Annotated in this window: 19 protein-coding genes; 15 read left to right on the forward strand and 4 right to left on the reverse strand. The window is 54.0% G+C overall.

What is annotated here, in order from left to right; translation table 11 throughout:
- Positions 1-48: 48 nt before the first annotated feature.
- Together AAIR21_RS09585 and AAIR21_RS09590 are read left to right on the forward strand one after the other, a co-directional pair.
- Complete coding sequence (locus AAIR21_RS09585; protein ID WP_183516617.1) at positions 49-2,823, forward strand: autotransporter outer membrane beta-barrel domain-containing protein; 2,775 nt, start codon at positions 49-51, stop codon at positions 2,821-2,823.
- A gap of 91 nt (positions 2,824-2,914) precedes the next feature.
- Positions 2,915-3,538, forward strand: coding sequence for a helix-turn-helix domain-containing protein (locus AAIR21_RS09590; RefSeq protein WP_014168808.1), 624 nt, complete (start codon positions 2,915-2,917; stop codon positions 3,536-3,538).
- Here the strand turns inward: AAIR21_RS09590 and ampH are convergent.
- Positions 3,535-4,701, reverse strand: a complete 1,167-nt coding sequence (gene ampH, locus AAIR21_RS09595; protein ID WP_020885249.1) for a D-alanyl-D-alanine-carboxypeptidase/endopeptidase AmpH — start codon at positions 4,699-4,701, stop codon at positions 3,535-3,537. The genes AAIR21_RS09590 and ampH overlap by 4 nt on opposite strands.
- A 204-nt stretch (positions 4,702-4,905) precedes the next feature.
- On the opposite strand from ampH, the gene AAIR21_RS09600 reads away from it, so the two are divergent.
- The 3 genes from AAIR21_RS09600 (at position 4,906) to AAIR21_RS09610 (ending at position 7,883) form a co-directional block, all read left to right on the forward strand.
- Positions 4,906-5,439 carry an isochorismatase family protein gene (locus AAIR21_RS09600; protein WP_025205011.1) on the forward strand — a complete coding sequence of 178 codons (534 nt, stop codon included), beginning with the start codon at positions 4,906-4,908 and terminating at the stop codon, positions 5,437-5,439.
- A 111-nt stretch (positions 5,440-5,550) separates the two neighbouring features.
- The gene (gene sbmA, locus AAIR21_RS09605; protein WP_014168811.1) at positions 5,551-6,771 is read left to right on the forward strand and encodes a peptide antibiotic transporter SbmA; all 1,221 of its coding nucleotides are present in this window, start codon (positions 5,551-5,553) and stop codon (positions 6,769-6,771) included.
- A 14-nt stretch (positions 6,772-6,785) separates the two neighbouring features.
- Positions 6,786-7,883 (forward strand): DUF1615 domain-containing protein, encoded by a 1,098-nt coding sequence (locus tag AAIR21_RS09610; protein WP_025205001.1) that lies wholly within the window; start codon positions 6,786-6,788, stop codon positions 7,881-7,883.
- Here the strand turns inward: AAIR21_RS09610 and AAIR21_RS09615 are convergent.
- Entirely contained in the window at positions 7,880-8,182 is a 303-nt protein-coding gene (locus AAIR21_RS09615) for a DUF2755 family protein (protein WP_020885246.1), read from the reverse strand. The genes AAIR21_RS09610 and AAIR21_RS09615 overlap by 4 nt on opposite strands.
- Positions 8,183-8,430: 248 nt before the next feature.
- Here AAIR21_RS09615 and AAIR21_RS09620 point away from each other — a divergent pair, with 248 nt between their 5' ends.
- Complete coding sequence (locus AAIR21_RS09620; RefSeq protein ID WP_020885245.1) at positions 8,431-8,667, forward strand: DUF2754 family protein; 237 nt, start codon at positions 8,431-8,433, stop codon at positions 8,665-8,667.
- Here AAIR21_RS09620 and ddlA read toward each other — a convergent pair.
- Positions 8,664-9,764, reverse strand: a complete 1,101-nt coding sequence (gene ddlA, locus AAIR21_RS09625) for a D-alanine--D-alanine ligase (protein WP_020885244.1) — start codon at positions 9,762-9,764, stop codon at positions 8,664-8,666. The two genes, AAIR21_RS09620 and ddlA, sit on opposite strands and share 4 nt — an antisense overlap.
- Positions 9,765-9,867: 103 nt before the next feature.
- Here ddlA and AAIR21_RS09630 point away from each other — a divergent pair, with 103 nt between their 5' ends.
- The 6 genes from AAIR21_RS09630 to adrA all read left to right on the forward strand — a co-directional run bounded on the left by AAIR21_RS09630 (position 9,868) and on the right by adrA (position 15,535).
- On the forward strand, positions 9,868-10,551 hold the full coding sequence (locus AAIR21_RS09630; RefSeq protein ID WP_183516615.1) for an extensin-like domain-containing protein: 684 nt from the start codon (positions 9,868-9,870) through the stop codon (positions 10,549-10,551).
- A 169-nt stretch (positions 10,552-10,720) separates the two neighbouring features.
- Positions 10,721-11,935 carry a multidrug efflux MFS transporter gene (locus AAIR21_RS09635; RefSeq protein WP_020885242.1) on the forward strand — a complete coding sequence of 405 codons (1,215 nt, stop codon included), beginning with the start codon at positions 10,721-10,723 and terminating at the stop codon, positions 11,933-11,935.
- Positions 11,936-12,144: 209 nt separating this feature from the next.
- Positions 12,145-12,405: an anti-adapter protein IraP gene (gene iraP, locus AAIR21_RS09640; RefSeq protein WP_014168818.1), complete on the forward strand. Its 261-nt coding sequence runs from the start codon at positions 12,145-12,147 to the stop codon at positions 12,403-12,405.
- Positions 12,406-12,504: 99 nt separating this feature from the next.
- Positions 12,505-13,920 (forward strand): alkaline phosphatase, encoded by a 1,416-nt coding sequence (gene phoA, locus AAIR21_RS09645; RefSeq protein ID WP_183516614.1) that lies wholly within the window; start codon positions 12,505-12,507, stop codon positions 13,918-13,920.
- Between the two features lie 89 nt (positions 13,921-14,009).
- A complete protein-coding gene (gene psiF / locus AAIR21_RS09650; protein WP_014168820.1) occupies positions 14,010-14,330 on the forward strand; it encodes a phosphate starvation-inducible protein PsiF in 321 nt (106 codons plus the stop codon).
- A gap of 101 nt (positions 14,331-14,431) precedes the next feature.
- Entirely contained in the window at positions 14,432-15,535 is a 1,104-nt protein-coding gene (gene adrA, locus AAIR21_RS09655; protein ID WP_183516613.1) for a diguanylate cyclase AdrA, read from the forward strand.
- A 16-nt stretch (positions 15,536-15,551) separates the two neighbouring features.
- Here the strand turns inward: adrA and proC are convergent, their stop codons facing one another.
- On the reverse strand, positions 15,552-16,361 hold the full coding sequence (gene proC / locus AAIR21_RS09660) for a pyrroline-5-carboxylate reductase (protein WP_020885239.1): 810 nt from the start codon (positions 16,359-16,361) through the stop codon (positions 15,552-15,554).
- Positions 16,362-16,458: 97 nt separating this feature from the next.
- On the opposite strand from proC, the gene AAIR21_RS09665 reads away from it, so the two are divergent.
- From AAIR21_RS09665 to yaiA, 3 genes are all read left to right on the forward strand, one after another.
- Positions 16,459-16,917, forward strand: coding sequence for a YaiI/YqxD family protein (locus AAIR21_RS09665; protein ID WP_014168823.1), 459 nt, complete (start codon positions 16,459-16,461; stop codon positions 16,915-16,917).
- A gap of 144 nt (positions 16,918-17,061) precedes the next feature.
- A complete protein-coding gene (gene aroL / locus AAIR21_RS09670; protein ID WP_059306748.1) occupies positions 17,062-17,586 on the forward strand; it encodes a shikimate kinase AroL in 525 nt (174 codons plus the stop codon).
- Between the two features lie 44 nt (positions 17,587-17,630).
- A complete protein-coding gene (gene yaiA, locus AAIR21_RS09675; protein ID WP_013095817.1) occupies positions 17,631-17,822 on the forward strand; it encodes a protein YaiA in 192 nt (63 codons plus the stop codon).
- The last annotated feature ends 57 nt before the right edge of the window (positions 17,823-17,879 follow it).

A 17,879-nucleotide genomic window follows, 5' to 3' on the forward strand; every position in this document is an offset into this window, starting at 1 on the left:
ATCGTTAGATGGACAAACTTGCTTACGTCCCTGAGGAGGGATGACCCAATGCAAACATGGAAAAAGAAACTGGTTGTATCACAACTTGCATTAGCCTGCACCCTGGCTATCGCTTCTCAGGCCAATGCGAAGGATATTTCTGGTACGACATATAATACCTTCGGATATGATAATACGGCAGCTGCACCCTGGTATTATGGTTACGCTGACTGGGATTACTCTGATGCGACGCACGATGGTGATATTTATCCGGTGATTAATAAATCCACCGTGAATGGTGTTATATCAACCTATTATTTGGATGATGGTATCAATGGGCGGGCGAATGCGCTGAGCATTTCCAACAGCACCATTAATGGCATGATCACTTCAGAATGCATGACCGCGTCATGTGCTGATGGCGTGGATACGGACGGCACAACCCATTCTCAATACGACCGTTTTAGCCTGACCGTCGATAACTCCACGATCAATGATACTTACGAGCATTATGCGTATGACGTTGTGAACGGGGAAAATACGGAAACGCACTATCTGGACACCTATGCGCTGGGCAATGCAATTACCCTGGATGTGGAATCGGATATTGTTATTCAGAATAACTCTCACATCGCCGGCATTACCCTGACTCAGGGGTATCAGGAACAGGATAATACCCCGTATGACGGTGTGGAAGGTGTGGCGAACAGCAGCAATGTCTTTACCGACACGCTGCTGGTGAAAGACTCGGTGCTGACCTCTGGCGCATACAGTGACCTTGGCACCAGCGGGTTCTATGGTCAAACCGCGAAGCCGAGTGATTACGGTGAAACCAATGCCACTGCGGCTGACGACGCGGCGCTGATTGTTGCTGCCAGCGCGTCTGACAACGCGATGCAGACCACCGCCATATTCGATCACTCCACGATCACCGGCGATATCCTGTTCTCCAGTACCTTCGATAACAACTTCTACCCGAACGGCGATCCGGCAACCGATACGACGGCTGACGGTATATACAACCCAACCACCAACGGCTGGGATGACACCGATAAGCTGGACGTCATGCTGACCAATGGCAGCAAATGGGTCGGCGCAGCGCAGTCCAGCGTTGAGGCCATCGGCACCGCGCAGATGTATGGCCTGGGCTACAGTGACGTTGACTGGCGCACCCTCTCTCCAGATAGCATCTGGCCGGATTCCACGTTCGACAATAATGGACATGTCGCGGGTGAAGCGGTCTATCAGAGCGGTCTGTTCAACGTCACGCTGGATAACGGCTCTGAGTGGGATACCCGTAAGCTCTCTAACATCGACACGCTGACGGTGAATAATCATTCGCAGGTCAATGTTGAAAACTCGGGCCTGCTGGCTGATTCCATCACCCTGTCCAATGCTTCATCTCTGAACATCGGTGACAATGGTGCCGTGGCAACCGACAGCCTCTATCTGGACAGCGACAGCCGTGCGGCCCTGACAGAGGAAACCGCGGAGCTGTATGCCAATACTATTACCGTGGACAACGGTGCGGAGCTGTCTCTCGGCCTCGGCCAGGTGGATACGCACAATATGGTGTTAACGGATGGCGGCGTGCTGAACGTGGCCAGCCGTGATTACGTGTTGAACAGCGATCTGAACAACGCCCGCTATATCACCAACGATATGAGCAAAGCCGATTACGACTACGGCGTTGTGGCACTCAACGCTGACGGCCATCTGGCCGTGAATGGTGACGTGGCAGGGAATTACGCCGTGCGTATCGACAACGCCACCGGCGCCGGCTCTGTTGCTGACTATAAAGGCCAAGAGATTATCCGTGTTTATGACAACAACACGGAGACCCGCGCCAGCTTCACTGCGGCAAATAAAGCCGATTTAGGGGCATATACTTATCAGGCGCAGCAGAAAGGCGACACTGTTGTTCTGCAACAGCAAGCGCTGACCGATTATGCCAACATGGCGCTGAGCATCCCGTCTGCCAACACCAACATCTGGAATCTGCAGCAGGATGCAGTTAGCGCGCGTCTGACCAACAGTCGTCATGGCCTGGCGGATAACGGCGGGGCATGGGTAAGCTACGTTGGCGGCAACTTCGACGGCGATAATGGCGTTATCAGCTACGATCAGGACGTGAGCGGTATCATGGTTGGTCTGGATACCCTGATTGACGGTAACAATGCGAAGTGGATCGTCGGTGGTGCGGCAGGTTTCGCCAAAGGCGATATCAGCGATCGCACCGGTCAGGTGGATCAGGACAGCCAGACGGCAATGATGTACGCGTCCGCGAAGTTTGCGAACGATCTGTTCATCGACAGTTCCCTGAACTACACCCGATTCAACAACGATCTTTCCGCGACCATGAGCAATGGTCAGTATGTTGACGGTAACACCACCACCGACGCCGTTGGTTTTGGGTTGAAACTGGGCTATGACTGGAAACCAAACCTCTCTGGTTATGTGACGCCATACGCGGCCGTGTCGGGTCTGTTCCAGTCCGGTGATGACTATCGCCTCAGCAACGACATGCGCATGGATAGTCAATCCTATGACAGCCTGCGTTACGAAGCGGGTGTGGATGCCGGTTACACCTTTAACTACGGCGGTGACCAGGCGCTTACGCCCTACTTCAAACTCGCTTATGTCTATGACGACGCTGATAACGATGCCGATGTTAACGGTGACAGCATTGATAATGGCGTGAAAGGCTCCGCAGTGCGGGTTGGTCTGGGTACCCAGTTTAGCTTTACGAAGAACTTCAGTGCTTACACTGATGCCACTTATCTGGGCGGCGGTGACGTTGACCAGAACTGGGGCGCAAATCTGGGTGTGAAATATACCTGGTAATAAATAAAAGCGGGGGATAAGCCCCCGCTTTTTTATAGATGACAATAAAAAATAATAGTGAACCGACAAATACGGATGTCTTGAGGTCTGCATGAACGTTAATGCGAAACCACTTTCTGAATTAAGCCGGCTCGAAGCATGTTTGATAGCAGCCAGTACCCCGTTTAAATCTGCTCCACAGCAATTAATTACCTCGGGCAAGGGGAGTGAGCCTTGTACCTACGTATTCCAGACCGGCGTTATTGAAGTTTATCGTCATTCAGACGATCTGCTGGTTGGCATTGCGTCAGCCCCTTTTATTTTTGGCCTGTCTGCCGTAGTGATTAACCACAGTCAGGAATACAGAGTCACTGCCAAAACGGCCTGTACCGGTTTTTATTTGCCCGCGGCGACCACCCGTCAACTCATTCAACAGCATTCGCTCTGGAAAGACGCGTTTTGCTGGTTATCCTGGATAAATTACATTCTGGGCAAACGCGACAGGCAACTGGTGGGAAATAACTCCTATCACCAGATCCGCGCAATGCTGCTGAATATGGCCGAGTGGGATGAAACGCTGCGTTCAAAAATTGGTGTGATGAATCATATACAGCAAAGCACGCGTATTTCACGCTCTGTCGTTGCCGAAGTGCTCGCTGCTTTGCGACAAGGCAACTACATCAATATGAGCCGGGGCAAACTGGTCAGCATCAACCGTTTGCCCACGGAATATTAAGGCTGGATGGAGGCGGTGAGCACCTGGGCTTTATTGGCGCTCAGCTCAGCCACCAGGTTATTGATGCCATCGCTCATATTGACGAAACGCGTATTTGGAGAGCGGGTGACGACCACAAACGCGCCCACGTTGGACTGCGGGATCATCGCCATATAGGTGATGAATCCACCGCCGCCACCGGTTTTCTGAATAATGCCCGGTCGGCCATTTTTGGGTGCCATATAGACCCAGCCCATGCCCAGCGCGTCGGCTTTACCCGGTACGTCCATGCCGATCACGCGGTGCAACTGGCTACGCTGGTAAATCAGGGTCTGCATGCGATCGGCCTGGTGACTGCGCGCATAGAAATCTGATGAGAGGAACTGCTGCATCCAGCGCATCATGTCGCCTGGCGTTGAATAGACCCCACCACTGCCGATGGCTGCCAGGGTGTTATTACACGGGCTTGCGCCTTTCTCTGCCACCATCAGGCGTCGGCACTGATCCGGAGAAGGGGTAAAGGTGGTGTCCTTCATGCCGAGCGGGCGCGTTATCTGCTCTTCAAAGAGTTGCGGGTAAGGTTTGCCTGCTGCCGTCGAGAGCGCATCTGCCAGCAGGTCAAACGCCAGGTTTGAGTAAGATGCCTGTGAACCCGGGGCCGATTTCAGCGTGGCGGTGCTCAGGTAGTTCCAGCGCTGTTCGCGCGTTGGCCAGACAAAAACGTCACGGTGCGCCGCGCCGCCGGGTTGTTCGCGAGGCAGCGCGCTGGTATGGGTGGCAAGGTTTACCAGCGTGATGGGCGTGCCCTGATAGGTTGGAACGCGTGCGCCTGGCGGCGCATATTTGCTGAGCGGATCGTCGAGCTTGACCACGCCCTGATCGAGTAATTTCACCAGCATTTCGCTGGTCATCAGCTTGGTTAAGGACGCAATGCGGATCACGGAATCCAGCTGCGGGTGAACGTTATTTCCCGGTCGCGTTTCGCCAAAGCTGCGAAATACGCGCTGGTTGCCGTCGATGACCACCATCGCCATCCCGGTCGCGCCACTGCCGTAATAGATAAGGTTCGCGTAGCGATCGGCAATATCTGAAGCCAAAACGGGGGCCGTCAGCGGCTGAGCTGCCTGGGCGGTGGAGAAGCTCACCGCACACAGCGCGGCAAAAGAGAGCAGACAACGTTTCAACGAAAAGCATCCATGAATTGAATGAGAAAAGTAATGGGTATTTATACTACTAAAGCGCACGGTGCAATGCCCCGAATTGCATAACGATAGCGAGAAAAACGTAACCATGGGTAAATAAGCATAATTTCCTGGCGACCAGTCTCCCATTTTGTGACATCGGCCGTATGATAGAGGCCAGTGTCACTCAATCTTGCGGAGAACGATATGTCAGTGAAGCGTGTGGTTATGGTTGTCGATATGCAGCAAGGGGTGTTTGCAACGCCGCGTTACCAGCGCGAAAAATGTGTTTCGCTTATCAATCAGCTCACGCAGGCCGCCGAACGGGTGATTTTTATTCAGCATACCGGTGAAGGCGGTCTGGAAGAGGGGAGCGAAGGGTTTGCGCTGCTGCCTGAACTCCATCAGCCCGCTGACGCGCTTTACGTCACCAAGACCGCCTGCGATGCATTTTATAACACCGCACTTGAAGCGGTGCTGCGCGAGCAAGGTATTCGCGAGTTTGTCATCTGCGGCTGTGCCACCGATTACTGTGTCGACGCGACCATCAAGAACGGGGTCAGCCGTGGCTATCACATTACCGTGGCGGAAGATGCCCATACCACGGCTAATCGTCCGGCAGCCGACGCGCCCATTCTGATTAATCATTACAACGACGTCTGGCGTGACTTTATTGCGCCGGCTAATCCTCTCGCGGTGAAACGCACCGAAACAATTCTCGAAAACTGGAAAGCGAACTAATAATTAACCCTCGGGTCTGACCTTTTTGCCTGCGCCGTCTGGCTCAGGCGAGATTTTCGTGTGGTGATGTGTTGAACACAGCAACAGCCATAACAACAAGAAGGATGCATTATGTTTAAGTCTTTTTTCCCAAAGCCGGGGCCTTTTTTCCTGTCGGCATTTATTTGGGCACTGATCGCTGTCATTTTCTGGCAGGCTGGCGGCGGGGCGTGGCTGGCCCGCATTACGGGCGCAACGGGTGACGTCCCGATCAGCGCCGCTCGCTTCTGGTCGCTTAGCTATCTGCTGTTTTACGCCTACTACATGGTATGCGTTGGCCTGTTTGCCCTGTTCTGGTTTGTCTATGCGCCGCACCGCTGGCAATACTGGTCGATTCTGGGAACCTCGCTGATTATCTTTGTGACCTGGTTCCTGGTGGAAGTGGGGGTGGCAGTAAACGCCTGGTATGCCCCGTTCTACGACCTTATCCAGACCGCGCTGAGTTCGCCGCATAAGGTAACCATTAACCAGTTTTACCATGAGGTGGGCATTTTCCTCGGTATCGCGTTGATTGCGGTGGTGATCGGGGTGATGAACAACTTTTTCGTCAGCCACTACGTTTTCCGCTGGCGTACCGCGATGAACGAACACTATATGGCGCACTGGCAACACCTGCGTCATATCGAAGGTGCAGCACAGCGTGTGCAGGAAGACACCATGCGTTTTGCCTCCACCCTTGAAGACATGGGCGTCAGCTTTATCAACGCCATCATGACGCTGATTGCCTTCCTGCCGGTGCTGGTGACGCTCTCGGCTCACGTGCCGGATCTGCCTCTTGTCGGTCATCTGCCGTATGGGCTGGTGATTGCGGCGATTGTCTGGTCTCTGATGGGGACGGGGCTGCTGGCGGTGGTCGGGATTAAGCTGCCGGGGCTGGAGTTTAAAAATCAACGCGTGGAAGCGGCTTATCGTAAAGAGCTGGTCTACGGTGAAGATGATGCTAATCGTGCCTCGCCACCAACCGTACGTGAGCTGTTTGGTGCCGTGCGTCGCAACTACTTCCGTCTCTACTTCCACTATATGTATTTCAATATTGCGCGCATTTTGTATCTGCAGGTCGATAACGTTTTCGGTTTGTTCCTGCTGTTCCCGTCCATCGTTGCGGGTACGATTACGCTCGGTTTGATGACCCAGATAACTAACGTTTTTGGTCAGGTGCGTGGCTCATTCCAGTATCTGATCAGCTCCTGGACCACGCTGGTGGAACTGATGTCCATCTATAAACGTTTACGCAGCTTTGAGCGTGAGCTGGACGGCCAGGAACTGCAGGAAGTTACCAATACATTTAGCTAATACAGGGAGTTGCTATGACCTTTGCCGTACCGCGTGCGTTACCGTTGTCCTTACTGGCCGCTCTGGTGCTGGTGGGGTGTGCCGAAAAAGGGGCTGCCCCGCTTAAAGAAGGGGAGAAGCCTGTTGATGTGGCAAGCGTTGTGCGGCAAAAAATGCCCGCCAGCGTGAAAGATCGCAATGCATGGGCGGATGCGCTGGCAAAAACCTTTGAAAGCCAGAAGATTGCTCCTACCGAGGAGAATATCTGCTCGGTACTGGCGGTGGCGCAGCAGGAATCAATGTACCAGTCAGACCCGGTCGTGCCGGGTCTGAACAAAATAGCCTGGAAAGAGATCGACCGCCGTGCGGAATCGATGCATATCCCGGTATTCCTCGTGCATACCGCGTTTAAGATCACCTCGCCAAATGGAAAAAGCTACAGCGAACGGCTGGACACGGTAAAAACCGAGAAACAGCTCAGCGCCATCTTTGATGATTTCATCAGCATGGTGCCGATGGGGCAGACACTGTTTGGCTCACTTAACCCGGTACACACCGGCGGGCCGATGCAGGTCAGCATTGCCTTTGCGGAAAAGCATACCGACGGCTACCCGTGGAAAATCGACGGTACGGTGCGTCAGGAGGTCTTCTCCCTGCGTGGCGGCCTGTGGTTCGGCACTTATCATCTGCTGAACTATCCGGCGAATTACAGTGAGCCGCTGTACCGCTTTGCGGACTTTAACGCGGGCTGGTATGCCAGTCGTAACGCGGCGTTTCAGAATGCGGTCAGCCGCGCAAGCGGCGTGAAGCTGGCACTGGATGGCGATCTTATTGCCTATGGCAGCAGCGAGGCTGGCACCACGGAGCGGGCGGTGCGGAAATTATCGAACAGGCTTGGCATGAGTGACAGCGACATTCGCCATCAGCTTGAGAAAGGCGATAGTCTGGCGTTTGAGAAAACCGATCTCTACAAGAAAGTCTTTACGCTTGCAGAACAGAAAAGTGGGAAAACATTACCGAGGGCAATCCTGCCGGGTATTCAGCTGGAAAGCCCGAAGATCACGCGTAACCTGACAACCGCCTGGTTCGCAAAACGCGTGGATGACCGCCGGGCTCGCTGTATGGGGCTTTAAAAGCGACGGCGAAAACGCAGTACTAATGCCACAACGCCTAAAATCATACACCCTGCGAGGAAAGGAATCAGGCCAAAAAGGGTGCTTACGCCAAAGCCAATTTCCACTCGCGGGCGTCCGTTATCCTGCACCTGCATCAGGTGTTCATAGACTCCTGGTGCATGAACCAGCATATTGAGTAGCTGCGAACCCGCCCAGAAACAGAACAAGACAAACAGGGCATAAGCGATATTACCCGCCGTGGAGGTTTTTGGTTGTTTACCGCCAAAAATCGGTTTCGACAATGTAAAGTCAGCCATCACGACCTCCCGATAAATCACTCTGTTTTATATGCGTCTTACAGGGTGAGTTTGACAGGTCATAGCATTTGTCAATATCAGAATCGTGTTAATTTACCCTAAGGAATTCTCCTGGATTGTCGAATTCTGCAGCGCATCACAATTTCTTAACTTAATTGAAACAACAGCGTGTTTCAGAATTTCCGCATCAGCCACAGACCTCGTCATAAATCTGTGAGAGGATATCTTTTTTTCCTGCCGGAGTTGTCATGAAGCTCACTTCCAAACTACGCCGTGACTGGCATTACTACGCCTTTGCTATCGGGCTGATCTTTATTCTTAACGGTGTCGTGGGGCTGTTGGGATTTGAAGCAAAAGGGTGGCAAACGTATGCCGTGGGTCTGGTGACCTGGGTTATCAGCTTCTGGCTGGCGGGGATGATTATCCGCCGTCGTCCTGAAGAGACGACAGCGGATGAGACGGAAACGGCGAAGAGTCCCGATTAACCGTTTACGGAGCTTTTCAGGGCGCTGTCCGCAGCATGACGCTCCAGCGCCAGTTCAATCAGGCGGGTGATGAGTGCTGAGTAGCTTAGCCCGCTGGCCTGCCACAGCTTGGGATACATGCTGATGTTGGTGAAGCCCGGCAGGGTGTTGATTTCATTAATCACCACCTCGTTTTCAGGCGTCAGGAACACATCCACGCGCGCCATGCCGCTGCAGCCGAGCGTCTGATAAGCGTTAATCGCGATCGCGCGGATCTTATCGTTGATTGCCGGATCGATATTCGCAGGCACAACAACCTGGGCGCCTTTATCATCAATGTATTTGGTGTCGTAAGAGTAAAAATCACTGTTTAACACCACTTCACCGCAGGTGCTTGCCTGTGGGAAATCGTTGCCCAGCACGGCGCACTCAATTTCGCGGCCTTTGATGCCCTGCTCAACCACCACTTTATGGTCAAACTCAAACGCCAGGCTGACCGCTTGCGTGAACTGCGCTTCGCTTGTCACCTTGCTGACCCCGACGGAAGAACCCTGGTTTGCGGGTTTCACAAACAGCGGCAGGCCCAGCTGACCGGAAATCTGAGCGAAGCTGTGTTGGTCACGGTTGGCGCGGGTGAGGGTGACAAACGGCGCAATATTCAGCCCCGCATCACGCAGCAGGCGCTTGGTGACGTCTTTATCCATGCAGGCAGCGGAACCCAGCACATCAGAACCGACAAACGGCAGGTTGGCCATGCGCAGCATCCCCTGCAGCGAACCATCTTCGCCAAGGGTGCCATGAACGATAGGGAAGACCACGTCAATCTGGGCAAGAGACTGCGCATTACCGGCGTCGATGAGTTGCCCTTGCACCACGCCGGGTACGGTCGCGACGCTGATTGCAGAAGGATTGAGGGCGATATGCGCCGGATCGTCAGCATTTAACAGATACTGGCTGGCATCGTTGACATGCCATTGCCCCTGTTTATCTATGCCCAGCAGCACCACGTCGAAACGGCTTTTATCGATTGCATCGACGATATTTTTGGCCGATTGCAATGAAACCTCGTGCTCCGCTGATTTTCCCCCAAAGACAATACCTACGCGCTGCTTTGCCATCTCACTCTCTTCCAGTCTGACGAAAAACCAATAACATACCACGATGCCCAGCGGGTTTCGCGGCCTTCTGCCATAATGTTTTGGGGAATGTTAAGGGGGGAGCGTGAAAGGAAAAACTCTGCTGACCGTTTTCATTATTGTGGGTGTCGCAACGGTGGGGTATCGCTGGTTGCCGTCTTACTACAACCCTTTCACGCCGCTACATCTCGACGACCCGCCAGGCCGCATTACCCAGTATAAGCTTCGGAACTTAACGCCCCAGGCGTGCACGAGCCTGTTATCACAGGCCAATCAACGCGCGCTTATCCGCACACAACCGGTCGCAGACAGCGGTGGGGAGTGTCCACTCCGTAACGTCGTCCGGGTACGTAACTTCGGTCCGGTCAGCCTGAACAGCAGTTTCCTTGCGAGCTGCCCGCTGGCGCTCAGTTCTGCCTTGTTTATCAGCCAGCAGGCCCGGCCACTCACCAGACGCTATACGGGAAGTGAGCTGACGCGTATTGAGCATCTCGGCAGCTTTGCCTGCCGCAACATTTACCATCGCCCCGACGCGCGACGCAGTGAACATGCTACGGCAGAGGCGCTGGATATCACGGCGTTTGGGCTGGCAAACGGTGAGAGGGTCACGGTACAAAACGGCTGGAAGGCGACAAAAATGCAGCCATGGCTGAAAGGCATGCTGGCGGCGAGCTGCAGCTATTACGGTAACAGCCTGGGGCCAGAGTATAACGCTGCCCATGCCAGCCACTTTCACCTGGGGATGCGCGGTTTCGGTCTCTGCCGCTGAAGCATAATATTCCGTCAGAAAATGGATGATTTGTGACTTATTTCACAAATATGATGACTGGGAAGATAAAACACCAAAGTCGGCAAGGGCGCATCTCTGGTGCGACGTCATTACGCGTAACTTGCTAATCTGTCGGCGAATTCGCCTAAAAATGAAGACTATTTCTTTTATGGAATCCTGGAAAGTTAATCTCATCTCGGTCTGGTTCGGGTGCTTCTTTACCGGGCTGGCCATCAGCCAGATATTGCCCTTCCTGCCACTGTACGTGTCGCAGCTGGGAGTTACCTCCCATGAAGCGCTCTCCATGTGGTCAGGTCTGACGTTCAGCGTCACGTTTCTGGTCTCTGCCATCGTCTCGCCGATGTGGGGGAGTCTGGCCGACCGCAAAGGGCGCAAGCTGATGCTGCTGCGCGCATCGCTGGGGATGGCGATAGCCATTCTGCTGCAGGCCTTTGCCACTAACGTATGGCAGCTCTTTTTCCTGCGAGCGGTGATGGGGCTGACGTCCGGGTATATTCCGAATGCCATGGCGCTGGTGGCCTCGCAGGTGCCCCGTGAACGCAGCGGCTGGGCGCTGAGTACGCTCTCTACTGCTCAGATAAGCGGGGTCATTGGCGGCCCGCTGCTAGGGGGCTTCCTCGCCGATCATGTGGGGTTGCGCGCGGTGTTTATCATTACGGCCATCCTGCTGGTGGTCAGTTTTCTGGTCACGCTCTTCCTCATTAAAGAGGGAGGACGCCCCGTCATCAGCAAAGCTGAACGCCTGAGCGGCAAGGCCGTTTTCGCCTCGCTGCCCTATCCGGGCCTGATGATCAGCCTGTTTGTGACCACCATGGTGATCCAGCTTTGCAACGGTTCGGTCGGCCCGATTCTGGCGCTGTTTATTAAGTCGATGGAGCCAGACAGCAATAATATTGCTTTCCTCAGCGGGATGATTGCCGCCGTCCCGGGCGTATCAGCCCTCATTTCGGCGCCACGCCTTGGAAAACTGGGCGACAGGATCGGCACGGCGCGTATCCTGATGGCCACGCTGATTTTTGCGGTGGTGCTCTTTTTCGCAATGTCGTTTGTCACTTCTCCGTTTCAGCTTGGCGTGCTGCGGTTTCTGCTGGGCTTTGCAGATGGTGCGATGTTACCCGCGGTGCAAACATTGCTGGTGAAATATTCCAGTGACCAGGTAACGGGCCGTATTTTTGGCTATAACCAGTCGTTTATGTATTTAGGTAACGTTGCCGGTCCGCTTATGGGAGCCGCTGTTTCGGCAATGGCCGGTTTCCGTTGGGTATTTGCTGCTACCGCTATTGTGGTGCTGATAAATATAATTCAACTGGCTATTGCACTGCGTCGCCGCAGACAAATGGCAGAGGCGAAGTCGGCGCGATAGTCGTTTCGTAGATGTATTATATATTCTTATGGTCGCCGCATTTTTATATAACTAAATGCGGCGTTTTTTATAGAAAAACGTTTCGCTAAAAGCCGCGAGGAATCTATTTTTCCTGCCGTATCACTTTTGCATAACATAATAAATTTCTTCTCTTTGCATAATGGATTCAGAATGCTAAGTTCAGACAAAACGGATAAGGAAATAGCACCATGAAAAATCTCATTGCTGAGTTGTTGGTCAAGCTTGCACAAAAGGAAGAAGAGTCAAAAGAGTTGGTCGCCCAGGTTGAAGCGCTGGAAATTGTGGTCACCGCGCTGCTGCGACAAATGGCGAAAAACGAACAACAGACGTTGATTGAGAACGTTGAAGGCGCGCTGGAAAGCGTCAGACCCGATTCCCAGGTGCCGGTTGAGGATGCTGAAATGCTCCGCCAGTACGTAAAAAAGCTGTTAAGGCATCCTCGCAACTAAACCATCACGGAACCTGACGGCGTGTCATAGAATTGTCATGCAGGATGCCTATAGTCGCTCTGTTTTATTTTTTATGTATTTGTACATGGAGAAAATAAATTGAAACAGAGCGCACTTTTCATCGCATTACTTCCCCTGTTAATGTCACCCGCTATTTATGCCGACAATCACAATACTAGCGTGCTGCATAATCGTGCGGCCAAAGGGGATATCACCCAGCCAGGCGGCGCGCGTCGGTTGACTGAAGATCAAACCGCCGCCATTCGCGCTTCGCTGAATGAGAAACCCGCTAAAAACATTATTCTGCTGATTGGCGACGGGATGGGCGATTCCGAAATAACGGCAGCACGAAATTATGCCGAAGGCGCGGGCGGCTTTTTTAAAGGTATCGACGCACTGCCTCTCACCGGACAATATACCCATTACGCGCTGGATAAAAAAACCGGTAAACCCGATTACGTGACGGATTCTGCTGCCTCTGCCACTGCGTGGTCCACCGGTGTGAAAACCTATAATGGTGCGCTGGGTGTGGATATTCACGAAAAAGATCACCAGACCATTCTGGAGATGGCTAAAGCGGCGGGACTGGCTACCGGCAACGTCTCTACGGCTGAACTTCAGGATGCAACGCCAGCGGCGCTGGTAGCGCATGTCACCTCGCGTAAATGCTACGGCCCGTCTGTGACCAGCGAAAAATGCCCCACTAACGCGCTGGAAAAGGGCGGTAAAGGCTCGATTACGGAACAACTGTTGAACGCACGTCCTGACGTGACGCTGGGCGGCGGGGCGAAAACCTTCGCGGAAACCGCAACGGCGGGCGAATGGCAGGGCAAAACGCTGCGTGAGCAGGCGCAGGCTCGCGGCTATCAGCTGGTGAGTGATGCATCTTCTCTGGCGGCGATTACCGAAGCAAGCCAGGATAAACCGCTGCTGGGTCTTTTCTCTGATGGCAATATGCCGGTGCGCTGGGAAGGGCCAAAAGCGTCCTACCACGGCAACATTGATAAACCTGCCGTAACCTGTACGCCAAACCCAAAACGTACCGACAGCATCCCGACGCTGGCAGCGATGACCGATAAAGCGATCTCACTGCTGAGCAAGAGTGAAAAGGGCTTCTTCCTGCAGGTGGAAGGCGCGTCGATCGATAAACAGGATCATGCGGCTAACCCGTGCGGTCAGATTGGCGAGACGGTCGATCTGGACGAAGCAGTGCAGAAGGCACTTGAGTTCGCGAAGAAAGACGGCAATACCCTGGTGGTCGTTACCGCAGACCATGCGCACGCCAGCCAGATCATCCCAGCGGATACCAAAGCACCGGGCCTGACGCAGGCGCTGAACACCAAAGATGGCGCGGTGATGGTGTTGAGCTATGGCAACTCTGAAGAAGAGTCCATGGAGCATACCGGAACCCAGCTGCGCATCGCAGCATACGGTCCGCATGCGGCAAACGTGGTAGGGCTGACCGATCAAACGGATCTGTTCTACACCATGAAAGCGGCTTTAGGGCTGAAATAATAAAAGCCCGGCGGAAATCACATCTGCCGGGTGGTTTTTTTCCTGTCACGAACCAGACTTACAGTGAATGTTCACAAAAGGATGGTGCAATGAAAACAACATTACTGGTTACTCTGCTCTCGGGTCTGTTCCTGATCTCATCGGCGAACGCGGAAGAGAAAACATTAACGCCGCAGCAGCAACGCATGACCACCTGTAATCAACAGGCGACCGCACAGAGCCTGAAGGGCGATGCCCGTAAGACCTACATGAGCGGTTGCCTCAAAAACGGTGCCGCGAAACCGGGTGAGAAAAGCCTGACGCCGCAGCAGCAAAAAATGCGCGAGTGTAATGCGAAAGCGACCGAACAGTCCCTGAAAGGCGACGATCGCAGCAAGTTCATGAGTGCCTGTCTGAAAAAAAACGTGTAGTCCTATCGGGTGAGTGGCCCCGGCGGCTCACCCGAAATTTCATACTTTCCCCGTAAGCCCCCTCTCTATAATTTGGGAAATATTTCAGAATATTCCCAAAAATGATGAATGATGAATCTTATTACAATATAAAGCGCATTCGGGAAGAGTGGAATATGACCCTTTCTCAGGATGACCCACACCGTACCGGGATCCCGTTTGCCCGGCGAGCCCGGCTGGCGCGTGTTGTCGGACTGGCAGCGATGTTCTTCACCCTCTCTGGCGTGCTGGTCACCTTTTCTGTATCCGGCGTCTGGTGGTTGTTCCTGGTGGGGTGGGCATTTATCTGGCCCCATTTCGCCTGGCAGTGGTCCTGCCGCTCTGCTTCTCCTCATCAGCAGGAACGTTTTAATCTGAAGATTGATGCCATTATTGCCGGGCTTTGGATCGGCATGATGGGGATCAATGCGCTACCTACGGCAGCGCTGCTGATGATGGTGGGAATGAACATGATGGGGGCCGGCGGCTGTCGGCTGTTTTTTACCGGCATCATGTTAACCCTTCTGTCTTCCCTGGTGACGCTCCCCGTCGTGGGCCGGGTGGCTGTCTTTAACCCGGAGCCTCTGGCATGGGGCTTAACGCTTCCCGTGCTGGTGTTATATCCGATGCTTTTTGCCTGGCTCAGCCATCGTACTGCCATCAGGCTTGCAGAGCATAAACGGCGGCTGGAGCTGATGAGTACTCGCGACGGCATGACCGGCGTCTTTAATCGCCGGCACTGGGAAGTGCTGCTGAGAAATGAATTTGAACACTGTCGCCGCAACCACTGCACCGCCACGATTTTGCTTATCGATATCGATCATTTTAAGAATATCAATGACACCTGGGGCCACGATGTGGGTGATGAAGCGATCATTGCCCTGACGCGGCAACTGCAGCTAACGGTGCGTTCCGGGGATGCGATAGGCCGTTTTGGCGGGGATGAGTTTGCGGTGATCATGTCCCGGACGGCGGCAGACAGTGCCATCGCCGTGATGTCACGCGTACATGAGCGGCTGGAAACGCTGTCGTTACCGTGTGCGCCCAAGGAATCTCTGCGTATTAGCGTCGGTGTCGCGCCCTGGGGACCGCAGTTCGGGCACTATCGGGAGTGGTTAAAAGCGGCCGATGTGGCGCTGTATAAAGCGAAAAATGCCGGACGCGGCCGCACCGAGGTGGCCGCCTGACGTCCGGATCAGATAATCAGGATTTACTCAGTTTCTCTGATTTTTCCATGCATTTTGTCATCGCTTCAATAACGGCCGAACGGAAGCCGCGCTCTTCCAGCACCCGCACCGCCTCGATAGTGGTTCCGCCAGGCGAGCAGACCATATCTTTCAGTTCACCCGGATGCTTACCGGTCTCCAGCACCATTTTGGCAGAGCCCATCACGGCCTGTGCAGCGAATTTATACGCCTGCGCTCGTGGCATACCGCCAAGCACCGCGGCGTCGGCCATCGCTTCTAAAAACATAAAGACATACGCAGGCGCTGAACCGCTCACTCCCACTACCGGATGGATCATGGATTCGGCAATGACTTCCGCTTCACCGAAGCAGCGGAAGATGTTCAGGACATCCGCCACGTCTTCCGACGTCACCAGCGCGTTAGGTGTGACGGAGGTCATGCCGGCGTTGACCAGTGACGGGGTATTCGGCATAGCACGTACGATTTTACGGTCATGACCCAGCGCGCGCGCCAGCTGATCGAGCGTGACGCCCGCGGCAATCGATACGACCAGCGTCTCTTTGTTCAGGCTGGTGGTGATGTCGCTCAGCACTTTGATCATGATGTTCGGCTTGACGGCGCCAAAGACAATATCGGCTACCTGAGCCACTTCCTGGGCGCTTTCGGCTGCGTTGATCCCGTACCGATCGCGTAACGCGGCGACGTTGTCCGGTGATGGGGTGTAGACCCAAATCTGACCCGGCAGCACCTGTCCGCTGGCGATCAGGCCACCCAGGATGGCTTTGCCCATGTTACCGCAGCCGATAAACCCGATTTTCTTATCCATCACGATTCTCCGTCATTATGCGTTGTTTTCTCTGATTGATAGCTTAACAACGAAATGCAGGCGACAATAGTCGGCAGAATCATTATGGGGAGACAATATGGCGATTTGGGTTGATGCGGACGCGTGTCCGAATGTGATTAAAGAAATTTTATTCCGCGCGGCCGAGCGCGTGCAGATGCCGCTTACGCTGGTGGCGAACCAGAATATTCGCGTACCACCTTCCCGATTTATTCGCGCGTTGCGGGTTCCGGCTGGCTTTGACGTGGCGGATAACGAGATTGTGCGTCTGTGTAGTCCCGAGGATCTGGTGATCACGGCGGATATCCCGCTGGCCGCGGAAGTAATTGAAAAGGGAGCGGCGGCGCTGAACCCGAGAGGGGAGCGTTATTCGCCGGCGACCATTCGTGAAAGACTCACCATGCGTGATTTTATGGATACGCTACGCGCCAGCGGCGTGCAGACCGGCGGGCCAGACAGCCTGTCCCAGCGCGATCGCCAGCAGTTCGCCGCAGAGCTTGATAAGTGGCTGCTCGAAGTCAAGCGTCGCACTGCGTAATGATAACCATTGTCACTTTGTGGTACAGTATGGCCTCCGCAGGGTTGTCATCCCGTACCGCTTTGCAGTAAAGTAAACGCAACATCTTCTGCAATTATTTCTTTACGCTCTTCGGCCATCCGGCATCAAGGGGAACACCTGGTTATGACCCAACCCATCTTTTTAGTTGGCCCCCGCGGCTGTGGGAAAACCACCGTTGGCCTGGAACTGGCACGCGCGTGCGATCGTCAGTTTGTTGATACCGACCACTGGCTGCAAACCGAAGCCGGGAAAAGCATCGCGGAAATCGTTGAGCAAGAGGGGTGGGAGAGTTTTCGCGCTCTTGAAACGGCCGCGCTGAAGGCGGTCACCACGCCGTCTGCTGTTATCGCAACCGGTGGCGGCATTGTTCTCGCCGAGTGTAACCGTCGCTTTATGCGTGAAAAAGGGATTGTCATCTACCTCAGCGCACCCGTTTCGGCCCTGGTAGGGCGGCTGGAAGCATTTCCGGAAGAGGGGCAACGTCCTGCGCTGACCTCCCGGCCGCTCAGCGAAGAGGTGAGCGAAGTGCTGGCCGAACGCGATGCGTTATACCGCGAAGCGGCACACCACGTTGTGGATGCTTCCGCTTCACCCGAGGACGTGGTAATTCAGATTATTACCGCCCTGCGTTTGGCTTGTGCCAGCTAAGCGGCGTCTATACTTATAGCTCAGACATAAAAAAAGGATGAGCTATGCCAACCAGACCTCCCTATCCACGTGAAGCACGCATCGTTACCGTTGAAAAAGGCAATGGCGATCAAACCGTCACCTGGTATCAGCTGCGTGCCGATCACCCTAAACCAGACTCTCTGATCAGTGAACATGAAACTGAACAGGAAGCGCTGGATGCCAAACGGCGCTACGAAGATCCTGATAAGTCGTGAATGAATTCCTAAAGGGCTAAATACCGTGCCTGAATCACACTTTTTACTCATCGCAAA

It is taken from the genome of Enterobacter sp. PTB (assembly GCF_051130085.1).
Taxonomy (GTDB): Bacteria; Pseudomonadota; Gammaproteobacteria; order Enterobacterales; family Enterobacteriaceae; genus Enterobacter; species Enterobacter ludwigii.